General features: G+C 68.8%; 20 protein-coding genes. 5 read left to right on the top strand and 15 right to left on the bottom strand.

Translation table 11 applies throughout. From position 1 onward, the window contains the following. Positions 1 to 23: 23 nt before the first annotated feature. The 10 genes from ACCC97_RS07400 to ACCC97_RS07355 all read right to left on the bottom strand — a co-directional run bounded on the left by ACCC97_RS07400 (position 24) and on the right by ACCC97_RS07355 (position 11658). On the bottom strand, positions 24 to 1697 hold the full coding sequence (locus ACCC97_RS07400) for a flavin-containing monooxygenase (protein WP_413331999.1): 1674 nt from the start codon (positions 1695 to 1697) through the stop codon (positions 24 to 26). A gap of 130 nt (positions 1698 to 1827) precedes the next feature. Continuing rightward, complete coding sequence (locus tag ACCC97_RS07395; protein ID WP_413331997.1) at positions 1828 to 2583, bottom strand: IclR family transcriptional regulator; 756 nt, start codon at positions 2581 to 2583, stop codon at positions 1828 to 1830. A gap of 73 nt (positions 2584 to 2656) precedes the next feature. Then, positions 2657 to 3865 (bottom strand): porin, encoded by a 1209-nt coding sequence (locus ACCC97_RS07390; RefSeq protein WP_007832989.1) that lies wholly within the window; start codon positions 3863 to 3865, stop codon positions 2657 to 2659. A 145-nt stretch (positions 3866 to 4010) separates the two neighbouring features. After that, positions 4011 to 4574, bottom strand: coding sequence for a nuclear transport factor 2 family protein (locus ACCC97_RS07385; RefSeq protein ID WP_007832987.1), 564 nt, complete (start codon positions 4572 to 4574; stop codon positions 4011 to 4013). Continuing rightward, a complete protein-coding gene (locus ACCC97_RS07380; RefSeq protein WP_007832985.1) occupies positions 4564 to 6675 on the bottom strand; it encodes an acetate--CoA ligase family protein in 2112 nt (703 codons plus the stop codon). The genes ACCC97_RS07385 and ACCC97_RS07380 overlap by 11 nt, the downstream gene beginning before the upstream one ends. Positions 6676 to 6685: 10 nt before the next feature. Then, positions 6686 to 7786 carry an acyl-CoA dehydrogenase family protein gene (locus tag ACCC97_RS07375; RefSeq protein WP_413331994.1) on the bottom strand — a complete coding sequence of 367 codons (1101 nt, stop codon included), beginning with the start codon at positions 7784 to 7786 and terminating at the stop codon, positions 6686 to 6688. Positions 7787 to 7790: 4 nt separating this feature from the next. Beyond that, complete coding sequence (locus ACCC97_RS07370) at positions 7791 to 8987, bottom strand: acyl-CoA dehydrogenase family protein (protein ID WP_413331992.1); 1197 nt, start codon at positions 8985 to 8987, stop codon at positions 7791 to 7793. A 44-nt stretch (positions 8988 to 9031) separates the two neighbouring features. Next, complete coding sequence (locus ACCC97_RS07365) at positions 9032 to 10003, bottom strand: Bug family tripartite tricarboxylate transporter substrate binding protein (protein WP_413331990.1); 972 nt, start codon at positions 10001 to 10003, stop codon at positions 9032 to 9034. A gap of 103 nt (positions 10004 to 10106) precedes the next feature. After that, entirely contained in the window at positions 10107 to 10748 is a 642-nt protein-coding gene (locus tag ACCC97_RS07360; RefSeq protein WP_007832976.1) for a TetR/AcrR family transcriptional regulator, read from the bottom strand. A 136-nt stretch (positions 10749 to 10884) separates the two neighbouring features. Beyond that, on the bottom strand, positions 10885 to 11658 hold the full coding sequence (locus tag ACCC97_RS07355) for an enoyl-CoA hydratase/isomerase family protein (RefSeq protein WP_413332026.1): 774 nt from the start codon (positions 11656 to 11658) through the stop codon (positions 10885 to 10887). A 286-nt stretch (positions 11659 to 11944) separates the two neighbouring features. Here ACCC97_RS07355 and ACCC97_RS07350 point away from each other — a divergent pair, with 286 nt between their 5' ends. Then, positions 11945 to 12172 (top strand): hypothetical protein, encoded by a 228-nt coding sequence (locus tag ACCC97_RS07350; protein ID WP_413331989.1) that lies wholly within the window; start codon positions 11945 to 11947, stop codon positions 12170 to 12172. A 55-nt stretch (positions 12173 to 12227) separates the two neighbouring features. Beyond that, positions 12228 to 12614, top strand: a complete 387-nt coding sequence (locus tag ACCC97_RS07345; RefSeq protein ID WP_413331988.1) for a uracil-DNA glycosylase family protein — start codon at positions 12228 to 12230, stop codon at positions 12612 to 12614. Between the two features lie 20 nt (positions 12615 to 12634). Here the strand turns inward: ACCC97_RS07345 and ACCC97_RS07340 are convergent, their stop codons facing one another. The 4 genes from ACCC97_RS07340 to ACCC97_RS07325 all read right to left on the bottom strand — a co-directional run bounded on the left by ACCC97_RS07340 (position 12635) and on the right by ACCC97_RS07325 (position 15073). Next, positions 12635 to 12853, bottom strand: a complete 219-nt coding sequence (locus ACCC97_RS07340) for a hypothetical protein (protein ID WP_413331987.1) — start codon at positions 12851 to 12853, stop codon at positions 12635 to 12637. A 42-nt stretch (positions 12854 to 12895) separates the two neighbouring features. Next, positions 12896 to 13234 (bottom strand): four-helix bundle copper-binding protein, encoded by a 339-nt coding sequence (locus tag ACCC97_RS07335; protein WP_413331986.1) that lies wholly within the window; start codon positions 13232 to 13234, stop codon positions 12896 to 12898. A 271-nt stretch (positions 13235 to 13505) separates the two neighbouring features. Beyond that, entirely contained in the window at positions 13506 to 14522 is a 1017-nt protein-coding gene (locus tag ACCC97_RS07330) for a glycosyltransferase (protein ID WP_413331985.1), read from the bottom strand. A 182-nt stretch (positions 14523 to 14704) separates the two neighbouring features. Further along, positions 14705 to 15073: a hypothetical protein gene (locus ACCC97_RS07325; RefSeq protein ID WP_413331984.1), complete on the bottom strand. Its 369-nt coding sequence runs from the start codon at positions 15071 to 15073 to the stop codon at positions 14705 to 14707. 267 nt (positions 15074 to 15340) lie between these two features. Here ACCC97_RS07325 and ACCC97_RS07320 point away from each other — a divergent pair, with 267 nt between their 5' ends. From ACCC97_RS07320 to ACCC97_RS07310, 3 genes are all read left to right on the top strand, one after another. Next, complete coding sequence (locus ACCC97_RS07320; protein ID WP_007832956.1) at positions 15341 to 15808, top strand: low affinity iron permease family protein; 468 nt, start codon at positions 15341 to 15343, stop codon at positions 15806 to 15808. A gap of 111 nt (positions 15809 to 15919) precedes the next feature. Beyond that, entirely contained in the window at positions 15920 to 17002 is a 1083-nt protein-coding gene (locus ACCC97_RS07315) for a glycosyltransferase family 4 protein (protein ID WP_413332024.1), read from the top strand. 3 nt (positions 17003 to 17005) lie between these two features. Further along, on the top strand, positions 17006 to 19156 hold the full coding sequence (locus ACCC97_RS07310) for a glycogen debranching N-terminal domain-containing protein (protein WP_413331983.1): 2151 nt from the start codon (positions 17006 to 17008) through the stop codon (positions 19154 to 19156). A 16-nt stretch (positions 19157 to 19172) separates the two neighbouring features. Here ACCC97_RS07310 and ACCC97_RS07305 read toward each other — a convergent pair whose 3' ends face one another. Next, a complete protein-coding gene (locus ACCC97_RS07305) occupies positions 19173 to 23321 on the bottom strand; it encodes a CheR family methyltransferase (protein WP_413331982.1) in 4149 nt (1382 codons plus the stop codon). Positions 23322 to 23423 lie beyond the last annotated feature (102 nt).

Here is a 23423-nt window from a genome sequence, read left to right as displayed (position 1 = left end):
AACAGCGGGTCCACGCCTTGGCATCAGGCCGCTAGTGCTTGCTGCGCGCGTTCGAACACGAAGTCGCGATAGCCGCCCTGCACCGCCGCGGCGCAATGCTCCCGGTACTTCAGGAAGCCGCCCGTGAAGAGCGTGAGCCCTTGCGGCTTGTCCTTCACGTTCGCGCCGACGTACCAGGTCTTGGCCTTGGTCAGCAGTGTGCGCTGCGAGAGCGCGTAGACAAGGTCCATCCAGGCTTGCTCGGCCTGCGCGGTCGGCTCGATGGTCGACAGGCCGTTCTCTTCCATGTGCGTCATGGCCGCCGCGATCCAGTCGACGTCGTGCTCGCTGATGCGGATGATGTTAGCGAGCGCGGCCGGGCCGTTCGGTCCGGTGGTCATGAACAGGTTCGGAAAGCCTTCCATCATCAGGCCCAGGTGGGAACGCGCGCCGTCCTTCCACTTCTCGTTCATCGTGCGCCCGTCGCGCCCGACGATGTCGAAGGCCAGCAGCGCGCCCGTGAGGCCGTCGTAGCCGGTGGCGAAGATGAGCACGTCGAGCTCGACCTCGCCGGCCTGCGTCTTCACGCCACGCTCGGTGATCTCCACGATCGGGTCGGCGATGCAATCCTTCAGGTGGACGTTGGGCCTGTTGAAGGTCTCGTAGTAGCTGCTGTCCAGGCAGGGGCGGCGCGCGAAGATGGGGTAGCCGCGCGGCTTCAGCTTCTCGGCCGTTACCGGGTCCTTCACGGTCTCGCCGATCTTGCCGCGCACGAATTCGGCCACGTGCTCGTTGGCTTCCGGGTTGGCCAGCAGGTCCGAGAAGGTGCCGAGCATCGCAAGCCCGCCGTTCTTCCAGGCGTCTTCGAGCAGCTGTTGGCGCTGCCTGGGCGTCACGCTGAAGAAGGCCCGCGTGGACTGCGGGCGCACGCCGCCCACCGCGCTGTTGCGGGCCGATTCGCGAATGCTGGCGTAGTTGCGCTTGACCTCGGCCACATAGTCGGGCTCGAGTACTTCGTTGCGCATCGGCATGGTGAAGCTGGGCGTGCGCTGGAACACGAAAAGCTCGCCGGCTTCCTTGCCCACTTCCTGCACGATCTGGATGCCCGTCGATCCGGTGCCGATGACGCCCACGCGCTTGCCCGCGAAACCGACGGGCTGGTGCGGCCACTTGGCGGCGCGCAGCAGCTGGCCCTTGAAGCGGTCGATGCCGGGAATCTCGGGGTCCTTGGGAATCGACAAGGGGCCGGTCGCCATGATGCAGTACGTGGCCTCGTAGGTGTCGCCGCGACCGGTCGTCACGGTCCACAGCTTGCGCGCCTCGTCCCACACCGCGCGAGTCACGCGCGTCTTGAACTGGATGTGCCGGCGCAGGTCGAGCCTGTCGGCCACGAAGTTGATGTACTTCAGCAATTCAGGCTGGGCCGCGAACTGCTCCGACCAGGTCCACTCCTGCTCGATCTCGGGAGAGAACGAAAAGCTGTAGTCGATGCTCGGCAGGTCGACGCGCGCACCGGGGTAGCGGTTCCAGTACCAGACACCGCCGACGTCGCCGCCCGCTTCGAAGCCCTGCACCCTGAAGCCCATTTCGCGGAAGCGGTACGTGGCGTACATGCCGCCGAAGCCGGCGCCGACCACGACCACGTCGACGCGCCTGGCGCCGGTCTGCGGGTTCAATGGATGGTGGGATGGATGCAGGTTGATGGGTTCGGCGGTCATGTGTGTCTCCTTGTTGATTCCAGCCACGGCGGGCAGGTTTGCGTGCAAGGGAAATGATGCCCACCGTGGAGAAGCCCATCAAGAAAATCACACTGGCGCTGAACAACATTACATCCGTGATTTCCGTGCCCTATGCGGTCCCGTCTTCGTCCAGCTGCTGTACGAGCCTTCGCATGAGTGCGGTGTAGCGCGCACGATGCGGGCGCATGCGCTCGATGGTCCCGCCCATGCCCAGCACCGCGATGCGCCCCTGCACCAGGCAAGGCAGCACCACGCCGACGGTGGCGCCGCCGAGCAGCGGCATGTTCTCCATGTAGATCGACTTGCGCTCGCGCGCATCGGCCACCTGCGCCGCAACGACTTCCAGCGGCACGCGGTCTTCCTTGCGCGGCGTGGCGATGTTGGCGCGGCGCACGAGCTTCTCGATCTCGGCATCGGAGCGGTCGGTCAGCAGCAGCCACCCCATCGCCGACAGTGTGAGCGGCCGCATGCTTCCCTCGTCGGTGTGAAAGCGCAGCTGGTGCGTCGACTGGATCACGCGGATGTACTGCAGGTAGATGTCGTTGAGCATGCAGATCGACACCGTCTCGCCCGTGGCGCTGTGCAGGTCGCGCATCACCTCGACGACGCGGCCTTGCCCGAACAGCGCCTGCGTGACCCAGTCGCCCAGCGAGGCCACGCGCGGCGTGGGGAAGTACACGCGATCGGCGCGGTTGTAGTTGAGGTAGCCCAGTGCGATGAGGTTCTTCAGCAGCACCGTGGTGCTGGACTGCGGATACCCCAGCGCGTCGCTGATCTGCTTGAGGGCCAGGGGCGTGCGCACCTGCGCGAAATGCTCCAGCACCTGAAGCACCCGCGTGGCCGATTTGACTGTGCCGATGGGCATCGATGTCCTTCAGAAATCACGCATGCGATGGTAGTTGTCGTACATGCGTGTCCTCCACCGGGTGAACCATAGGCTAGAACGCCACGCGCACCCCGACGTGGGTGGCGTGGCTGTTGCCGCCGCGATCCAGCCCGGCCTGGGTGGTGGCGCCCGTCACCGCATACGCCGCGCCGTTGCGGTTGCGGATGCGGCCGTAGTCGGCGTACAGGCTGGTGCGCTTCGACAGCGCGTAGATGTAGGCGATGCCGAACTGCGTGGCGTCGCGGTTCAACGGCCCCTTGTCATCCACACGCACCACCTGTGCGAGCACGGTGCTCACGCCAAAGGGCACGGCGATGCCGATCGACGCGCTGCGGTCGTCCTGCCCGCTGTAGTAGCCCACCAGCGGAAAGCCCGCGAACATGAGGTTGTTGTCCGCGGCGGCATGCGTGGCCGGCGTGACCGCAGCACCCGGATTGCGGAAGGTCGCGTACGAGCCGAACAGCTTGGCCGCACCGAAGTCGTAGGCCGCGGCGGAATGGAACCAATGCAGGGTGCTCGCGTCCGCCAGTTGCCTGTAGGTGGAATAGCCGATGGCGGCGCTCAGCCCGCCCTTGAGGTAGAACACCGACGCGGCCGTGCTCGCGCCGGACCTGGAGCTGGTCGCCGTTCCGCTGGTCACGGTGGTCTCCCCCGGCGAGTAGGACAGCTTGGCGATGAAGCCGCCGAAATTCGGCGACTGGTACCAGATGGTGTTGTTGACCCGCCCCGGCGCCGGCTGGATGCCCTGCAGGTTGCCGCCGCCGCCCAGGCCGAAGGCGTCGCCCACCGCCTGCACCTCGGAGCCGATGGCCACCACGGTGCGCCCGAGCCGGATCTCGCCCATCGAGCCCGACAGGCCGACGATCGCTCCGCGGCCGAACGACTTGGCGCCCGCGCCCTGGTTCTGGCCCATCGTTCCCGCATCGGAGTTGAGGCCCATCTCCAGCAGGAAGTTGGCGCGCAGTCCGTCGCCCAGGTCTTCGCTGCCCTTGAACCCGAGGCGCGAGCCGTTCATGTGGCCGCTGTCCATCCGTCTCACCCGTCCGCCGGCATTGCTGGCCGATGCCAGGCTCGTGTCGACCAGGCCGTACATCGTGAGGCTGGACGGCGAGGCCGCCATGCCGCCCGCCGGCTGCACGATCTGGCGCAACTCTTCCTTCTGTGCCTGCTGGGCCAGCGCTGGCGATGTGCCACAAAGGCCGGTGGCAAAAAGCGTCACAGCGAGCGGCATGCGACGCGGGGTGTTCAAGAAACTCGACAAGATTTGTCTCCTCGTATGGGATTTCTGGTTGCAGGCCCGCCTTGCAAAGGGCCTGGCCGCCGTCAACGCGTGGTTGTCGGCCGGCATGCAGAAAGCCGCCCTGCGGCAATGCCGGGGGCGGAAGTTGAAGAGAACGGAGGTTTCGTCAGGTAGTTGCCGGGGGCAGCGACGCCAGGAGCGCGTACCAGGGGTCGTCGGGCGCGCGCCCGCCGATCGGCTGGCGCACGCCGAAGCGCTCGGCCTCGGTGCCGGCGGGCGCTGCCGACTCGCGGATCCAGTCGTACGCCACGGTGCGCGCGGCCACCCGCCATTCGCCCGCGCCGCGCCGCTCGAAGCGGTCGATGTAGCGGCCGCACAGGAAGGTCTCGCGCTGCTTGCCCTGCGCGTCGGTGTCGGTCTGGAAGGCCTGGAAATAGCTCTCCACCGCCGCCTCGGCGCCACGCAGTTCGATCGCGATGTTGCCGATCGTGTGGATCACGCGGCCGCCCTCCTTGAGCTTTGCCAGCGCCCAATCGATGAAGCCGCTGGCGCTGCCGCTGTAGGGGCCGTGCCGATCGGTGGCGTCGGGCCAGTACGACGAGCGCAGCGCGGCCTCGTCGCAGCGGTCGATGCCGCGGCAATAGCGATAGAGGCATGCGCGGATCGCCTCGCGCGCGCTCAGCGCCTCGAGCCGGGCCTCCAGTGCGATCAGGCGTCCTTCAGTCTGCATGCGAATGCTCCTTCGTTTCCGTGCCGCGCAGCACGATCACCGCGTCGAGGCAGGCGGCACCGTCGGTGCGCACCACCAGGGGATTGATGTCGACGCTTTCGAGCTCGTCGGCATGGGCGATGCCGAAGTCGGACAGGCGGCACAGGGCGTCGGCCAGCGCCGCCTCGTCGTAGCGCGGGCCGCCGCGCCAGCCGCGCAGCAGCTGCGTGGAGCGCACGCGCTCGATCAGCGCGGCGGCACGCCCGGGCGTCAACGGCGCGGAGGCGAAGGCCACGTCCTTGAAGAGCTCGACGGCCGTGCCGCCCGAGCCGTACATCACCATCGGCCCGAAGGTCGGGTCGCGGTGGATGCCGAGGATCACCTCGACACCGCCCTGCAGCATCGGCGCGACCAGCACGCCTTCGAGCCGCGCGTCGGGCCGCGCCTTGCGGGCGCGTGCCATCAACTCGTCGTACGCGGCCTCGACCGCCGCCGCGTCCTGCAGGCGCAGCATGACGCCGCCGACCTCGGTCTTGTGGGGAATGTCGGGCGAGACGATCTTCGCAACCACCGGAAAGCCCAGCGTCCGCGCGGCAGCCGCCGCATCGGCGGCGCTGCGGCACAGGCGCTCGGGCAATACCGGCAGGCCCGCATGCGCCAGCGCGCGCTTGGCACCGTCCTCGGTCGACACGTCGCCGCGCAGCGGCACAGCAGCCGCACACCGCACGGGCTTGTAGAGCGTCTCGCGGCGTGCGCGGATATGCGCGAGCGCGGCCAGCGCACGCACCGCGCGCGACGGGTCCTCGAACACCGGAATGCCGTGCTGTTCGAGCGCGCGGTTGACTTCGGGCTTCGACAGCATCACCAGCACCATCAGCCGGTCCGGATGCCGCTGGCGCTGCGCGATCAGTTCCGCCTGCGTCGAGGCGAAGCGCTCCGGCGAAAGGCCCACGTGAGCGAGGTAGGCGAACACCGTGCCGTAGTCCGCGTGGTCCAGCATGACGCCCACCGTGCGCGACACGCCGCTGGGCACCGAGGTGACCTGCGCCGTCATGTCCAGCGGATTGCTCGCCACCGCGAACGGCAGCAGGTCGAGCGCGGCACGGCGTGCGGCCTCGGGCAGCGGCGGCAGCGACATGCCGCGCCCACCGGCATCGTCGGCCATCAGCACGCCGATGCCGCCGGAGCCGGTGACGATGCCCATGCCGGCGTTGTGCGGCAGGGCCCGCGCGACCGAGAACGCATAGGCGATGTCGAGCATCTCCTCGATCGATTCGGGCCGCCATGCGCCGCACTCTGCGAAGACGGTGTCATAGACCGTGTCGTTGCCGGCCAGCGAACCGGTGTGCGTGGAAGCCGCGGCGGCGCCGACCTCGGTGCGGCCCACTTTCATGATGAGCACGGGCTTGCCCGCAGCCGCGGCCTTCAGCAGCGCGCGCCGCAGGCGCTCGCCGTCGCGGCACGACTCCAGCGCGGCGCAGATGACGCGCGTGTCGGCGTCGTCCACGAGGTAGTCGATGCACTCGGCCACATCGACGTCGCCTTCGTTGCCGGTCGCGATGATCTTGCTGAAACCCAGGCCGCGCAGCGAGGCCATGCCGTAGGCCGCGGAGCCGAAGGCGCCGCTTTGCGTGGCCAGCGCAATGGGCCCGGGCACGGGCTTCAGGCCGTTCAGCGCGGTCGAGAAAGTCGAGAAGAAGCGCGTCGGCACGTTGAGCAGGCCGAGCGAGTTCGGCCCCACCATGCGCACGCCGGCATCGCGGCACATCTGCACCAGGCGGTCCTGCAGCGCACGGCCCGCGGCGTCGATCTCGGCGAAGCCGGCGGTCAGCACCTGGATCGCCTTCACGCCCTTGCCGATGCTGTCGCGCACGGCCGCCTCCACGCCGGCCACCGGCACGGCAATGACGGCCTGGTCGACCGGGTGCGGAATGTCGAGCACGCTGGCGAAGGCGGGCAGGCCCTGGATGGTGTCGCCGCTCTTGTTGACCGGGTAGAGCGGCGCCTCGAAGCCGCCTTCGAGCATGAAGCGCAGCGGTCGTCCGCCGATGCGCTCGGGGTCGGACGAAGCGCCGATCAGCGCCACGGAAGAGGGATTGAAAAGCGAATCGAGCGAATGCACCACAAGCTCCTCAATGCAGCACGGCGTCGGCGGCGAGCCGGTCGAGCTGGCTGAAACGATCACCCCACTGCTGGCTGCAGGCCAGCGCATGCATGGCGAGCCGCGCCGCCGGCAGCTCGCGCGACATGCCGATGCCGCCGTGAAGCTGGATGGCAGTCTCCGCGACTTGCCGGCCGGTGACGGCGAGGTACAGCTTCACCAGCGCCAGTTCGCGCCGCACCTCGCGTCCCGGCAACGCCGAGCCCATGCCGTCGAGCACCAGCACCTGCTGGCGCACCATGCCGCGCACATTCTCGTAGGCCACGTACATCTCGACCACCTTGTGCCGCAGGGCCTGGAAGGTGGCGAGCGCCACGCCGAACTGCTCGCGCGTGCCGAGGTACTCGATGGTCTGCTCGATCATCGCGCCGATGGCGCCGACCATTTGCGCGCACGACAGCAGCGCGCCGACCGCGTTGGCGTGGTCCACCAGCGGGCGGACCGCGGCGCCGCTCAGCAGGACGGCGGCCTCGGGCAGCGCGAGGCCCTCGACGTCGATGTCGGTGGTGTGGCGCGCATCGATGCCCGTGTAGCTGCGTGCGGCGCCGGCCAGCACAGCGCGCGGCAGCAGCACCAGCGCGTCCTTGCCGTCCAGCGCGACGAGCGCCAGCAGGTGCGTCACGGGTTCGGTGAGGTCCGCGCCGCGCAGGCTGCCGTGCAGCACCACGCGTCCGCCTTGCAGGCGGGCGGCAGGGGCTGCGTCGTCGAGCGCCAGCACCGGGCAGGCCGAGGCCTCGCCGCTCGCGATGTCGCCCAGCAGCGTTTCGGCGGCGGGGTTGCCGCCGATGCGCGACAGCAGCGTGGGCACCACGGCGCAGCGCTCGACCAGCGGCGCGGCCAGCGCGTGGCGTCCGGCCGCCTCGGCGATGGCGGCGATGTCGCCCAGCGAGGCGCCGGCACCGCCGCTGGCTTCGGCCACCAGCACGGCCTGCCAGCCCAGGCCCAGGAACTGGCGCCAGGTTGCGCTCGATGCATGGGCATCGGCATCGGCGGTCGTGGTGGCAGCGGCGGCAACGCGCAGCGTCGTGTCGTAGAGGTCGCCGGGGAACATCGGCTCTGCGTGGAATGGCATGGATTCAGGCTCCGAAAAGGTCGCGCGCGATGACGTTCTTCTGAACTTCGCTGGTGCCGCCGGCGATGGTGCGCGAGCGGTAGAAAAGATAGGTGTGCACGAGCTCGCGCTGCAGGTCGACATCCTGCTGCGCGTCGACGCCGGTGGCGGCCACCAGCCGCGCCGCGTGCGCCGGGCCCGCGATGTCGAACGCGATGCCGATGATCTGCTGCGACAGCTCCGAACAGTAGAGCTTCAGCGCCGACGACTTGGAGGCCGCGAGCGTGCCCTGCATCTCCTCCTGGATGGCGCTCAGCAGCATCTCGCGTGCGCCCTTCACGCCGGCCTGCGCGAGATAGAGGCGCTCCAGCAGCACGTGGAAGCTAGGCGAGGCGCTGGCGGCATTGGCGTCGCGCCGCGCCGTCAGCAGCTCTTCGACCTGCTCGGCGAGCCGCGCCAGCCGCGGCACGGTCGCGGGCGACAGGCGTTCGCGGTCGAGCAGGAACTTGGCGCACTTCCAGCCCTCGCCTTCGGCGCCGACCAGGTTCTCGCACGGCACGCGCACGTCGTTGAGGAACACCTCGTTGACGTGGTGCCAGTGGTCGATGGTGGGAATCGGGCGCACCTCGATGCCCGGCGTATTCATCGGCACCAGCAGTAGCGAGATGCCGGCCTGCTTGCGCCCCTCGTTCGAGGTGCGCACCAGCGTGTACATCATGTCGGCCTCCTGCGCGTGCGAGGTCCAGATCTTCTGGCCGTTGAGCACGTAGTGGTCGCCGTCGCGGCGCGCGGAGGTCTTGAGCGAGGCCAGGTCGGAGCCGGCGCCGGGCTCCGAGTAGCCCTGGCACCACCACTCGCTGCCGTCGAGGATGCGCGGCAGGAAGCGCGCCTTCTGCGCCTCGGTGCCGAAGTGCAGGATCACCGGGCCGATGTGGCCCAGGCCGTGGTGGTACTGCGGCGGGCAATCGGCCTGCGCGGTGATCTCCTCGAACAGGTAGCGCTGCTGCAGGTCCCAGCCGGTGCCGCCGTGGGCCACGGGCCAGTTGGGCGCGGCCCAGCCGCGGGCGAACAGCTTCTCTTGCCAGACGCGGTATTCGTTGCGCGTGATCTTCTGGTTGCTGCGCACGAAGCGCTTGAGTTCTTCCGGGCACTGCTCGGCGGCGAACTGGCGCAGCTCCTCGCGGAACGCGGCGTAGGGATCGGTCTGTGTTGGCGTTGTCATGTGTCGGTGTGCTTTTTTTCGAAGGCGGTCATCTCGGGTCTTGTTCAGTCGAGCTGGATGCGGCGCTCGCGGATCACCGGCGCCCAGCGGTCGTGCTCGGCGCGCAGGTAGGCCGCGAACTCCGGTTGCGTCATGAGGCGCGGCTCCACGCCGGCGCGCTCGAGGGCCGCGCGCACTTCGGGTGTCTCGAGCACCGCGCGCAGGTCGGCATAGATGCGTTGCTGCAGTTCGGCGGGCGTCTTGCTCGGCAGGAAGAAACCGAACCAGCCGCCGGCGGCGAAGCCCGCAAGCTGCGGCACGCCCGAGCGCGCGATGGGCACCACCTCGGGCATCCGCGCCACGGGCGCGTCGCTGGCAAGGCCGAGCGCCTTGAGCCGGCCTGCGCGCACGTAGGACATCGAGGCGGCCGAATCGAACATGGCCTGCACCTGGCCGCCCAGCAGGTCGTTCAGCGCAGGCCCGTTGCCGCGGTAGGGCACGTGCACGATGTCGATGCCCGTCAGCGAGGCCAGCAGTTCGGCGGCGATGTGCGGGCTCGATCCGTTGCCGGAGGACGCGAACACGACCCTCTTGGGATTCGCCTCGGCATAGGCGATCAGTTCGGGCACCGTGTTCACGGGCAGCGTGGCCGACACGAACAGCACGCTCGGCGCCTCGGCCACGATGGTGACCGGCACCAGCGCGGCGGGGTCGTAGGGCAGCTTCTTCATCAGCAGCGGATTGCCGATGTAGCCGAAGGCGGTGAGCAGCAGCGTGTAGCCATCGCCCGGCGCACGCGCGGCCGCGGCGGTGCCGATGGAAGTCCCTCCCCCGTTGCGGTTGTCGATCACCACAGGCTGGCCCCAGCGCGCCGACAGCGCCGGGGCAACGATGCGCGCGAGGTTGTCGGTCAGCCCGCCGGCCGCGTACGGAACGATGAGCTGCACCGGCTTGTCGGGAAACGCCAGGGCCATGGCCGGCACCGCGGCAAGCGCGCCGCAGCACATCGCGAGAAGGAATCGTTGAAGGACTTGCATCGCTGGATTTCGAAGGAAGTTTACTTAACGGCCGGTAAGTTACGAATCGGGTTTACCCTTCCAGGCGATGCGGCGCGCGTGGGCGCCGCAGCGTCGCCAAGGTTCAGCGCTTTGGTGTCGCGCGCAGGCCGCCGAAGGCCATGTCGAGGTACTGCTCGATCACCTCGCGGGTGCTCAGGCGGCCCTTGGGCGAATGCCAGCGGCAGATGTGGTTGAGCATCGACAGCAGCATGCGTCCCGCGATGGCGGGGTCGACCTTGCGCACCTCCCCCTTGGCGATGGCCTCGGCGATGCAGTCGCGCAAGAGGTGCTCGTATTCGTCGCGCAGGTAGACGGCCCCTGCGCGCGGATCGCCCTCGCTGCCGGACCAGAACGCGTTGGAGCCCGCGATCCAGGAATTGCGGCTGCGGTCCAGGAAGTCGGCGGACGACTCCATGAACAGGCGCACCTTGTCCAGCGGACTCTTGCCGCGGGACATCGCCTCGCGCACCGAGTCCACCAGCGCCTGCATCGACTCCAGCACGATGCGCTCGTACAGCGCTTCCTTGTTGGGGAAGTGATAGTAGAGCGCAGCCTTGGTGATCTTGGCTTCGTCGGCGATGTCGCGCAGCGACGTGCCTTCGTAGCCCTTCTTGGCGAAGAGCCGGCAGGCGATTTCGGTCAGCTGCTCCTGGCGCACGTCGGACTTGCGCCTGGAGCCCCGTTCCGGATCTGCCGCCTCGGCGACGTTGGACTGGGTTGCCATGGGCGAAGGTCCTCTTGAAATTCTTGGCGTGGGAGCTTGCGGGGGCAGCGGCTGAACAGCCATGCACTCGGTCCGCAATCGATCAAAAAATAATAGCACGCACCATGTAGCCGCAAGGCCCTGGTGCCGCGTGCCATCAGCGTCCGGTGTAGACGGGGGCGCGCTTCTCGAGGAAGGCGCGCTGCGCTTCCTTCGCGTCTTCCGTCTTCGACAGCGCCACCGTGTTGCCCTGCTCGTAGCGGTAGGCATCGCGCGACGGCATCACCTGCGTCATGCGGGCCGCTTCCTTGGCCAGGCGCAGCGCGATCGGGCTCTTGGAGGCGATCTCGGCGGCGATCTCCATCGCGTAGGGCATGAGTTGGTCGGCCGGCAGGCAGGCTTCCACGAGGCCGAGGCGGTACAGCTCCTGGCCGGTGACCTTCATGCCCGTGTAGAACATGCGCCGCGCGCGCGAGCGGCCGAACACCTCCTGCAGGAAGGTCACGCCGCCGGCCAGGCCGACGTTGATCTCGGGCATCGAGACGAAGGCGTCCTCCGACGCCACCCAGATGTCGGAGGCCATCACGAGGCCGAAGCCCGCGCCCATGGCCGGGCCGTTGATGGCCGCGATGACGGGCTTGGCGCACTCCACCACCGCGTAGTACGACTCGCGCACCAGGCGGTTGTGGCGGCCATAGGCGCCGGGCGTGGCGCCGAGGTTGGGCCGCTCGCGGATGTCCGCGCCGGCCGAGAAAGTCTTGCCGCTGCCGGTAAGCACGATGACCGAGACGTCGTCGCGGTCGGAAAGCTCGTCGAACACCTGCGTCAGCTCGCTGCGCAGCTCGGCGTTCTGGGCGTTGACGGGAGGGCGATTGAGCGTGAGCACCGCGATCCGGTCCTTAACCTCGAGCAGCAACGTATTGAAAGTCATCATGTCTCCTTGGGTGTCCTTGAAAATATTACCTGTCGCACGGTAAGTTATTTTGGAGCAGACGGCGCTCTTTTGGCAACTGCCGCGGCCCAGGAAGGTCGCGGTCGGGACAGCCGCACCGAAGCCATCTACGCCAGAAGGGCCGATGCGGGGCCGCATGTGCGCCGCGGAATTCAGGCGCTCATAATGCCGGCGACCCATGCCAGAGGTCACCCTCGAACCCGAGGCTCCGCGCCCTCCAGCCGGGCCGGCCGCTCTCCTCTCCTGGCATTTACGGGACGACATCATGAGCGCACTCCACATGTTTCTACCGGCGTGCGAGCCAGCGCGCAGCGAGATGCTCGCGCAGCTGGCGAAGACGCACCACGTACCCCGCCACCTCGTCAAAGGCATCGTGCCCAGGAGCCACGGCGCGCGCGTGGAGACCACTTCGGCCGATGCGCCGCAAGGCCAGCAACAGGCGCAGCAAGCGTCGCCGCAGGAATCCGGGGCACCACCGGCCGCACAGGAGTAATTGCCGCGCGCATCGGGCGACAAGCTGGGCACGATCGACGACCTCATGACATCGCATGGCGGCGCAGCGCGGCGGGCTCGCGCTTTCGACCAATGCGGTCAAGCATTTCAAGTACGAGCTGCGCGGCAAGCGGCGCATGCACAAGACGCCGGCCCAGTGCGAGGCCGAAGCCTGCCATCACTGGCTTCAGGACGAGATCGATCTCGTGCGTCCCCCTGCCCTCGTCGCCCTGGGCGCCACGGCAGCGCGCGCACTTCTCGGACGGCAGGTGGCGGTGACGAAGGAGCGTGGCCGCTGGCACCGCGACCCATCGGGACGGCCCGTGCTGGTCACCCTGCATCCCTCCGCATTGCTGCGCGGCGCCCCCCGGCAGCGCGACGAGGCCTGGCAGGCGTGGCTGAAGGACGTGGGGGTTGCGCTGCCGCGCAAGGCGAAGGACTGACACGAGCGGTGGGCCGTTTCTCACACACGCGGCCCGCGAACCCTGCAGATTGAAGACTGCCCAGTTTCGACCCCGAAGGACTTCCACGACTGCCAGCATTCCCGGCTCACCGTGATGTAGCGCGAACCCTTGATCGCGAATTCGAGTTCGCGGCGCTGCGCAAGCCCCCGCGGATAGAACTTGCCGCGCCACGGCGCGTATTTCCATCCGGAGATCCCGATGCGTGTTTCGCCCGGCATGGCGCTTCCATACGCCCGGGTACCGGCTGCGCGGCGACGTCCTCAGGGTGCGCTCGCCGCCATGTTGCGGCACTCCTGCGCGCAGCTCCTGCAGGCCGTCGCGCACGCCTGGCAGTGATCGTGGTCATGGCTGGCGCATTCGTCGCCGCAGGCACTGCAGACCTCGGCGCACAGCCGGCAGGCGGCTCTGGCGTGCCCGCTGCCTCGGGCCATCAGCGATGCGCAGAGCCTGCACATGGCCTCGCAGTCGGTGTCCAGCGCGATGCACGCGGCCAATGATTTCACGTCCGGTTCGCGCAGGCACGCCGCCGCGCAGCGGCCGCATGCAGTGGCACAGGCATTGCACGCGGCAATGCATCGATCGAAGAGTTCCTGGGTCATCAGAGTCCTTCCTTGCGTTGCGGCAAGAGTTCCGTTGCGGCGCGCAACGGGCGGGGCCCGGGCTCCCGGGGTGCATCGGTCGGCGCGCTTCCTGGTGCACTTCCGGAAATCGGCCATCGCGAGCGCCGGTGGTCCGGGCCAAGCCAAGGTTCGGCCCGGGCGGCGCGCGCCTTCATCGTGTGCCGCTCGCGCGCGGCCCGTGTCGTCTACACCCGATGGCGGCTGTAAGCCTTCTCCGAGGCGCAGCATCCCGCGGGCGGGAACCGCCGCTTCATGCAACCAGCCTCCCCGCGGAAATGGAGGAGTCGCCCGGATCGAGTTGCGCGAGGATGGCGAACAACTCGTCCACGCGGTGCGCGCAGGTGTGGCGGGCGAGCACCGTGGCAAGGCCGTGCTGCGCCAGCGAATCGGCGAATTCGCGGTCCCCGAGCACGTCGCGCAGGTGTTGGCGCATTGCGGTGCCGTCGTTCGCGACGAGGAAATCGCGGCCCGGCGTGAACAGCCCCTCGGTGTCGTGCCACGGCGCGCTCACCAGTGGAATGCCGCACGCCAACGCCTCGAACGTGCGGATGGTGGGAACGCCGCGCAGCGCTTCCACGTGGGGCCGGTGCGGCAGGTGCACCGTTACACGGTGGCGCGCGAACACGAGCGGCACCTTGTAGTTGGCGATCCATCCGCCGTACTCGATGCCGGCCCCGCTCAGGCGGTCGAGCGCGGGATCGGGGTAACGAACGCCGTGCACCAGGGCCTTCAGGCCGAGGTCGCGCACCGGTCCGAGCAGGAATTCGTCGAGCTCGGCCACGCGCTCGTCGTCGCCCCAGTTGCCGATCCACACCAGGTCGCCGGTGCGTGCCACCTCGGGGCGTGGATGAAAACGCCGCACGTCCGCGGCCTCGTGCCACGTCCACGCATCGCGTGCCCATCCCTTGCTGCGGTACAGGTCGCGAATCACATCGCCGAAGGCCAGCGCGCCGTCGTAATGGGCGAGGTCGTAGGCGGCCATGGATCTTTCGTCCGTCACCGCGCGGTGATGCGTGTCGTGGAACAGCAGGCGGTAGCGGCCGCCGTCGCGCCGGTGCAGGCCGATGCGGCGCACCAGCGCAGGCTCATTCCATTCGTGCACGAGGACGACGTCCGCACCGTCGAGCACGGCATCGAGGTCGAGCGTCGCGCGATCGTACGGCGTGCTTCGCAGTTCGGGGTAGGCGCGCGCGAAGCCTTCCACGGGCCTGCGGCCGTGTCCGGCCTCGAGGTTGGCTCGGCTCCAGCCGCGGCGCGGTTCGTACACGGCCACTTCGTGGCCTCGCGCGACAAGCTCGCTGCAGATGCCGCGCAAGAAGTGAGCATTGCCATGGTTCCAATCGGAAACGAGTGAATGGCAGAACATCACGAAGCGCATGAAATCTCCCTGTTTTGCTGTTTTGCTGTTGGACGGCAAGGTGGAAGCAACGGGATCGGCGACCCCGGGCCTCAGTGCCTGCGCCTCGCCACGAGATAGCCCGCCGTGGCGGCCAGTGCCAGGGCGCCTCCCGCCACGACGATGCCCGCTGCCAGCCCCGGCATCTCCGGGCGGGGCGGCGTGCGCTGCGCGGTGGCGCGCGCCGGTGCGGGCGCCGCGGACACCGGCATCGACTTCGACACGCTCACCGACACCGGATCGCTCGCCGGGAACGACTCTTCGATGCCGTGGTCGATCGCGTCCTCGTGCGGCATCTCGGTCACGGCCCGGGCAGGGGGCGTCCCGCCGCTGTGCGCGGGTGGAGCGGAGTGATCCTCCGACGTGGGGAAACGGAAGGCGCGGTCCTCGTCCGGGGTGCTGCTGGAAGTGGGGATGCTCATGGAAGGACTCCTGGATATGGTTCGGCTTCGGATCAGATTGCCGGTCTATCCAAGCGCCGCACCGCCGTGTGTGGGAGCCCGGGGTCAGCGCCTGTAGGAGCGGCGGACTAGGGCCGGCCACACGGGCGCGGCGGGAAAAAAAGCCCGGCCGGTATGGGTGCGCTCCGACGCGAAGACGGGATTCCGGGACGCGGTGGCCGTCGCTTCCGGACGACGCCTCCACGGGGCCGGCGCAACCAGCATCGGGGCCCCAGGAGGAATACGCCCATGGACCGACTCTTCGCTTCGTTCGCCAACCACGTCGCGCGCATCGCGGGGAGCCCGACGACCTTCCTGCTCTGCGTCGCGGTGGTGGTGGTGTGGGCCGCCACGGGGCCCATGTTCGGCTTCTCGGAGACCTGGCAGCTGATCATCAATACCGGTACGACGATCGTGACGTTCCTGATGGTGTTCCTGATCCAGAACACCCAGAACCGCGACGGCCTGGCGCTGCAGACCAAGCTCGACGAACTCATCCGCTCGTCCGACGCGCAGGACGAATTCATGGGCATCGAGAAGCTCACCGACAAGGAACTGGTCGTGCTGCACCAGAAGTGCGAGGCGGCTGCGAGACAGAGCCAGGCCACGCTGGAGCGCGCGCTCGCCGAACGCCGCAGGCGCGGCCACACGGGCGTGCCCAAGGGCGAGCGCCAGCAGCAGGCCGATGGCCGGAATCGCGGCATGGGCGAACCTTGAATTCGAGCGGCCGAGACCGAATAATGGGCCGCAGGCGCTGCCCCTGCCGCCCCTATCCGTATCCGCCGCGTTCCTTGTTCATTCATCCCTTTCGAGGAGATCGTCTTGACAATGAAGATCGCGCAGATTGCGCCACTGTACGAAGCCGTTCCACCCAGGTTTTATGGCGGCACCGAAAGAGTCGTCGCGTACCTTGCCAATGCGCTGGCGGACCTCGGCCATGAGGTCACGCTGTTCGCCTGTGCCGACGCGCGCAGCCGCGCGAAGGTGGTGCCGATGCGCGCCCAGGCACTGCGGCTGGACCCCGCGCCACTGAAGTCGGACCTGGCCAGCCACCTGACCATGCTCCACGAGGTTCGGCGCCGCGCCGGCGAGTTCGACGTGCTTCATTTCCACGTCGACCTGGTGCACTTCCCGTTCTTCGAGGACATGGCCGAGCGCACGCTGACCACGCTGCACGGGCGGCTCGACATCGCCGACCTGCCCGAGGCCTACATGCGCTGGAACAGGTATCCGCTGGCATCGATCTCGCGCCACCAGCGCCGCCCCCTGCCCTTCGCCAACTGGCTCGCGAACGTGCCGCACGGGATCGATGAATCGGCCTACGCGTTCGGACAGGGCACGGGCGGCTACCTGGCGTTTCTCGGCCGCATCTCGCCCGAGAAGCGGCCGGACCGCGCCATTTCGATCGCCAGGAAGGCGGGCCTGCCGCTGCGCATCGCCGCCAAGGTGGATCCCGCCGACCGGCACTATTTCGAGCAGGAGATCCGCCGCCTGCTCGACGATCCGCTGGTCGATTTCATCGGCGAGATCGGCGACGAGGACAAGGCGGCCTTCCTCGGCGGCGCGCGCGCGCTGCTGTTTCCCATCGACTGGCCGGAGCCCTTCGGGCTCGTGATGATCGAAGCCATGGCCTGCGGCACGCCGGTGATCGGCTGGCGCTGCGGATCGGTGCCCGAGATCGTCGAGGACGGCGTGAGCGGTGTGATCGTCGAGAGCGAGGCGCAGGCCGTCGCGGCGGTGCACGAGATCGACCGGCTCGACCGCCGCCTCGTGCGGCAGGCCTTCGACAGCCGCTTCTCCGCGCGCGCCATGGCCAAGGCCTACCTGGAGCTCTATGCGCGCCTCGTGGGCGGCGGCAGCCCCCTGCCGGAGAAGCAGCCGCCGCTGCCGGTTCTCCAGAAAGCGGCCTGAGACATGAGCACCGATGCAGAAGCCACCGCCGCCGACCAGGCCGAGCCGGCCACGGAGCGCGCCGTGCAGCAGGCCTTCGTCCTGAAGGAAGGCGACACCTATTTCGTGATGGACGCGCTGGGCGACGTGGGCGGTGGCGTCGACGGACTGTTCCACAACGACACGCGCATGCTCTCGACCTTCGCGCTGAGCCTCGACGCGCAGCGGCCATCGCTGCTTTCCAGCGGCGTGAGCCAGGACAACGTGTTCTTCATCGCGAACCTCACGAACCATCCGCTGCCCGTGCTCGGCTCGACGTCGATGCCGCAGGGCGTGATCCACCTGGAGCGCAAGCGCTTCCTGTGGAACGCCCGCCTCTTCGAACGCATCCGCCTCGTGAACTACGGCGAGCAGGCGGCCCACGTGCCGCTGGGCCTGCGCTTCGGCGCCGACTTCCGCGACATGTTCGAGGTGCGCGGGCAGCGCCGCGCCCGGCGTGGCGACTTCGACGCCCCCGAAGTGCGCCCCGACGGCGCGACGCTTCGCTATCGCGGGCTCGACACCCTCCTGCGCAGCGCCTGCATCGACTTCTCCATGACCCCGCGCAGCATGGACGCCGGCAGCGCCGAATTCGATGTGCGGCTCGCCGCGCACGGCGAATGGACCTTGCATGTCGAAGTGGGCGAGCAGCCCGTGCGGCCGACTCCGCAGCGCTTTCGCGAAGCCTGCACGCTCGCGCGGTGGCGCATGCGCGCGCGGCAGCGCAGGGGCGCCCGCCTGCTGAGTTCGGGGCGCCTGTTCCAGGCCTGGCTGGAGCGCTCGCGCGCCGACCTGGCGCTGCTGACCACCGACTTGCCCACCGGGCCCTATCCGTACGCCGGCATCCCCTGGTTCTCCACGCCTTTCGGGCGCGACGCGATCGTGACCTCGTTCCAGACGCTGTGGATCGATCCGCGGCTGGCCGAGGGCGTGCTCACCTTCCTGTCGGCGAGACAGGCGCGCCAGACCTCCACCTTCCGCGACTCCGAGCCGGGGAAGATCATGCACGAGACCCGCAAGGGCGAAATGGCCGCCGTGGACGAGCTGCCCTTCGGCGAGTACTACGGCGGCGTCGACACCACGCCGCTGTTCGTGGCGCTCGCGGGCGCCTATGCGCGGCGCACCGGCGACCACGCCGCCATCGCGCGCATCTGGCCCTCGCTGTGCGCCGCCTGCGACTGGATGGAGCGCAACATGTCGCGCCACCCCGAGGGGCTGCTGGCCTACCAGCGCGGCGAGGCCAGCGGCCTCGTCAACCAGGGCTGGAAGGACAGCCACGATTCGATCTTCCACGCCGACGGGCGCACGCCCATGGGGCCCATTGCGCTGGTCGAGGTGCAGGGCTACGCGTACGACGCATTCCTTGCGATGTCGACGATGGCCGAATGGCGCGGCGACGCGGCCGCGGGGCGCTGGCGCCGGCGCGCCGAGGCGGTGCTCGAGGCGGTCGAGAGATGCTTCTGGCTCGAGGACCAGCAGTTCTATGCACTGGCCGTCGACGGCCTGGGGCTGCCCTGCCGCGTCCGCGCCTCCAACGCCGGCCATCTGCTGTTCTTCGGCCTGCCGGACCAGGACCGTGCCGCGGCGGTGGGGCGGCAACTGATGTCGTCCTCGTTCACCTCCGGATGGGGCGTTCGCACGCTGCCCACGGAGGCCGTGCGCTTCAATCCCATGTCCTACCACAACGGCTCGGTGTGGCCGCACGACACCGCCCTGTGCGCGGCGGGCCTGGCGCGGTACGGCGAGCGCGAGGGCGTGATGCGCATCCTCGACGAGCTCTTCGAATCCGCCGCGCATTTCGGCATGCGCCTGCCGGAACTCTTCTGCGGCTTCGACCGCCAGCCCGGCCAGGCCCCCGTGGCCTACCCGGTCGCATGCCTGCCGCAGGCATGGGCAGCGGGTTCGGCGTTCATGCTGGTCCAGGCCTGCCTGGGCGTGGAGATCGACGGCATCCGCAACAAGGTGCGCATCGTGCAGCCGCGCCTGCCGGCGAACATCGAGCAGCTGCGCGTGGAACGGCTGAAGGTCGGCCAGGGCCTTGTGGACCTGAGGTTCCAGCGCATCGGCAACCGCATCGTGGTTTCGGCGGAATCGCCGCCGCGCGGCCCGCACGTGGAGGTGGAGCTTTGCCTCTGACGCCCGCGACGGGTGTCTAGAGCCCGCCGACGATGGTCTTCAGCTCGTCGATCGACGCCGGTTTCGGCAGGTGCGCATTGAAGCCCGCCTCGAGCGCGCGGCGCACATCCGCGCGCCGGCCCAGGCCCGACATCGCGATCGAGCGCAGCTCGCGCGTCGCGGGCCGGCGGCGCACCTCCGCGATGAGCTCGAAGCCATCCATCTGCGGCATTCCGAGGTCGGACACGAGCAGGTCGTAGGTGTTTTTCTCGAGCAGATCCAGCGCTTCCCTGGCGCTCTCCGCGACGTCGACGGTCGCGCCTTCCAGCCGCAGCACCTCCGCGAACGGAATCAGCGCGTCGGCGTAGTCATCCACCGCCAGCACGCGCCAACCTTTGAAATCGACCTCGGCCTGCGCCTGTGCCTGCGTTGCCGCCTGCTCGGCGCCCTTGCCTTCGAGCGGAAGCCACACGCTGAACTCGCACCCTTTCCCGATGCCGGCCGAGAACGCCTTGACCCGCCCCTGGTGGGCATGCGCGAGTTCCTGCACCAGGGCCAGGCCGATGCCCATCCCGGCGTTGGACGGCGCCGCCTCGTCGACGGCCTGGTTGAACATGCCGAACACATGCGGCAGGAACTCGCTGGAGATGCCGCAGCCGCTGTCCGTCACGGTGAGCCTGGCGAATCCGCCCTCGGCCTCCACGCGGGCGCAGATGCGCCCGCCCGCGGGCGTGAACTTGACGGCGTTGCTCAGCAGGTTCCAGGCGATCTGCTCAACGCGCACCCGGTCGCCATGGCACTCGATGCCCGGTTCGCAGTGCGTCTCCAGCACCAGCTTCTTCTCGGTCGCGGCTGCAACGGCGGCATTCGCGGCAGCCTGCACGATCTCGCCCAGGTCGACGCGCACCCGGTTCAGCCGCAACTTGCCGGTGCGGATGCGCGAGAGGTCCAGCAGGTCGTTGATGATGCGGGTCTGGCTGCCGACGGCGCGCTTGATGGTCTCGCTCACCCGCCGGACCTTGGCGTTTTCCATGGCCTCCGGCAGGTGCAGCAGCAGTTCCGCGTTCATCTGGATCAGGTTGAGCGGCTGCTTCAGCTCGTGCGACATCACCGCGAGGAACCTGTCCTTCAGCTCGTTGGCCATCTGGGCGTTCAGGCTCGCCTTTTTTTCCTTGACCAGCAGATGGTCCAGCGCGAGCTCGTGCCGCTTGCTGCCGGTCATGTCCCGCGCGATCTTGGCGAAGCCGCCTCCCGCCCTGTCGTCCAGCAGCGTCATCGCGCCGCTGCAGAAGAAGCGCGTGCCGTCCTTTCGCTGGTGCCAGCGCTCGTCTTCGGCGCGGCCGGACTGCGCCGCGCAGCGCATTTCCGCTTCGGGTACGCCGTGCGCGCGGTCCTCGGGCGTGAAGATGGTCGCGATCGGGCTGCCGATCATCTCTGCCTCGCCGTAGCCGAAGATGCGCTCGGCACCGAGATTCCAGCTGGTGACGATGCCCTGCGGGTCGGCCGTGATGATGGCGAAGTCGCTCGTCGTCGCGGCCGCCCGCCGCAGCCGCTCCTCGCCCGCACGCACGCGCTCTTCCGCGGTCCGCAATTCGGTGATGTCGAAGAAGTTGAGGATGGCCCCCTCGATCCGGTCCCCGGCCGTCCGGTACGGAAGGATGCGCGCGAGGAAATGCCGCCCGTCGGCGCTCTTCACGTGGCGCTCGCTCGCGCGCAATTCCCTGAAGGCCGACGCCGTGTCCTCGGCCAGCTCGGGGTAGTCGAGCCGGGTCGTGATGTCGAACAGCGAGCGTCCCAGGTCCGAAGGGATCAGGTTGAAGAGGTTGCTCGCATGCGGCGTGTAGCGCTTGATGTGCATGCTCCGGTCGACGAACACGGTGGCGATCTCGGACGAGGCGATCAGGTTCTGCAGGTCGTCGTTGATGTGCTCCCATTCCTCGACCTTGATCTTGAGCTCGAAGTTGACGGTCACCAGCTCCTCGTTCATCGACTGGAGCTCTTCCTTGCTCGTCTCCAGTTCCTCGCTGGCCGAGCGCAGTTCCTCGTTGATGGCCTGCAGCTCCTCGTTCGAGGCCTTCAGTTCCTCGGTCGATGTCTCGGAGCTCTCGATGGTGTCCTGCAGGTGGAGCTTGAGCTGCCTGATTTCCTCCTCGAGCTGGGCGACCAGCTGTTCGCGCGCGGCGTCGGGCGGTGCGCCATCGTCCGGCCGCGTGCTCTCCTCGACCTCGTCGAAGACCACCAGGATCAGCTGCCTGCTCCCCGGCTCCTGCTGCACCGGTCGCACGGTGATGTTCAGGAACACCTGCCGGCCGTCTTCCTGGCGCAGCACGAGCCGCGCCTCGACGCTATGCGACGACTGCGCCGACTTGAACAGCGCGGTGCGCAGTTCGAGCCGGATGTCCGGGCGCACGTTGTTCAGCAGGTTGTCCGAAGGCTCGCCGCTCGCGCGCTCGAGGAAGCGCCCGGCGCCGTTGGACAGGTGAAGCACGTTGTGGTCGCTGTCGATCAGCACGCTGGGCGGCGAGAACTGCTCCAGCGCGCGCTGGTGCAGCTCGGCGAGGCTGGGCCGTTCGCCGCCATTGCGCCTGGCTGCACGCAGTGCCTGCATGACGGGGCCGGTCGGCAGCGCGGTCAGCGCCTCGCTGATCACCGGCACGTGCCGTGCGGGCGGAAACTCGGGGTTGACCTGGAAGATGCGGTGGCGCTTGTCGACGGCGGCGAACAGGTTCGCGGCCGCGTCGGTCGACTCGGAGGTGCCGAGGAACAGGAAGCCGCCCGGCTTGAGCGCGATGCGGAACATCCCGAGCACGCGGGCCTGGGCGTCGCGATCGAGATAGATCAGCAGGTTGCGGCAGCAGATCATGTCGAGCCTGGAGAACGGCGGATCGCTCAGCAGGTTGTGCTGCGCGAAGAGCACCGGCTCGCGCACCGCGGCCGACACGCGGAACTGGTCGCGGTCCTTCAGGAAGTACCGCCGCAGCCGGCCCGGCGCGATGTCTTCCGCGATGCCCTGCGCATACACGCCCTTGCGGGCCGTGGCGATGGCGCGCTCGTCGACGTCGGTTGCGAAGACCTGGATGTCCAGCGGCTTCGACAAACGATCGGCGTGCTCGCGCAGCAGCATGCTGACGGAGTACGCCTCCTCCCCGGTCGCGCATCCTGCCACCCAGACCCGCAACGGCTCGCCCGGTTGCTTGCGCTCCACCAGCGGCCCGATGACCTCCCCGGACAATGCCTCGAAGGCATCGCGGTCCCGGAAAAAGTTGGTCACGCTGATCAGCATGTCCTGCAGCAGCGGCGCGGCCTCCTCCGGGTGCTCCCGGAGGAAGTCGCGGTAGGCCGGCAGGTCGGCCAGCCGGTTCACTTGCAGCCGGCGCTCGATGCGGCGCAGCACCGTGGCGCGCTTGTAGTGGAGGAAGTCGTGCCGCGTGTAGGTCTTCAGCAGCGCCATGACCTCCTGCAGCGCCTTCTCGGCGAGCCGCGACGAGGCGAGGCCCTCCGGCTCCTCCACGAAAGCGCCCACCTCGGACGTGTGGGGAAGCTGGATGTGGCGCGCGTTGCGCCATACATCGACCAGCCGCTCGCCCATCTGGTCGGCCGGAAGCACAAAGTCGACCATGCCGGTGGCGATGGCGGCCAGCGGCATTCCACCGTAGGTCGCGTCCTCCGGCGACTGGGCCATGGTCAGGCCCGCATGCTCCTTGATTCGGGTGAGCCCGACCGCGCCGTCGCTGCCGGTGCCCGACAGGACGATGCTGACCGCGCGCTCGCGGTGCACCTGCGCCAGCGTGCGGAAGAAGACGTCCGCCGCGGTTGCGCGTCCATAGGGCCGCTCTCCCTGCGTGACCTGCAGGTTGCCGCCGTTCATCGTCAGTTCGACGCCGGGCGGGATCACGTAGATGTGATCGACCTCGATCGGCATCGTGCCGGCCGCCCGGGCCACGGGCAAGGCCGTCGTGCGCTGCAGGATCTCGGGGGCGCTGCTTTCATGGTCCGGCGACAGGTGCAGGATCACCACGAAGGCCATGCCCGGCCGCTCGGGCATGTGCTCGAAGAAGCGCATCAGCGCTTCCATTCCGCCGGCCGATCCGGCAAGGCCGACGACGGGGAAACTCAGCGAACTTGGCGCCAGCGTCGCGGGTGCGGAGGAAGGCGCAGGGGCACCGGAGGTCTGGGACTCGGGCATTCTGGCTCGCAGGGAAAGTGCGGCATTCGGGAGGAGCGATTTTGCGCCCAAGTCCGGCAACCCCGGTACGAGCATTCCCTGCGCGGCGCCCGCCGCGGGAGC

Origin of the sequence: Variovorax sp. Varisp85, assembly GCF_047304045.1 — a bacterium.
In the GTDB taxonomy this organism is placed as follows: Bacteria; Pseudomonadota; Gammaproteobacteria; order Burkholderiales; family Burkholderiaceae_C; genus Variovorax.
The sequence above is the reverse complement of the archived record's forward strand: the minus strand, read 5'-3'. Positions and strand labels throughout refer to the sequence as shown.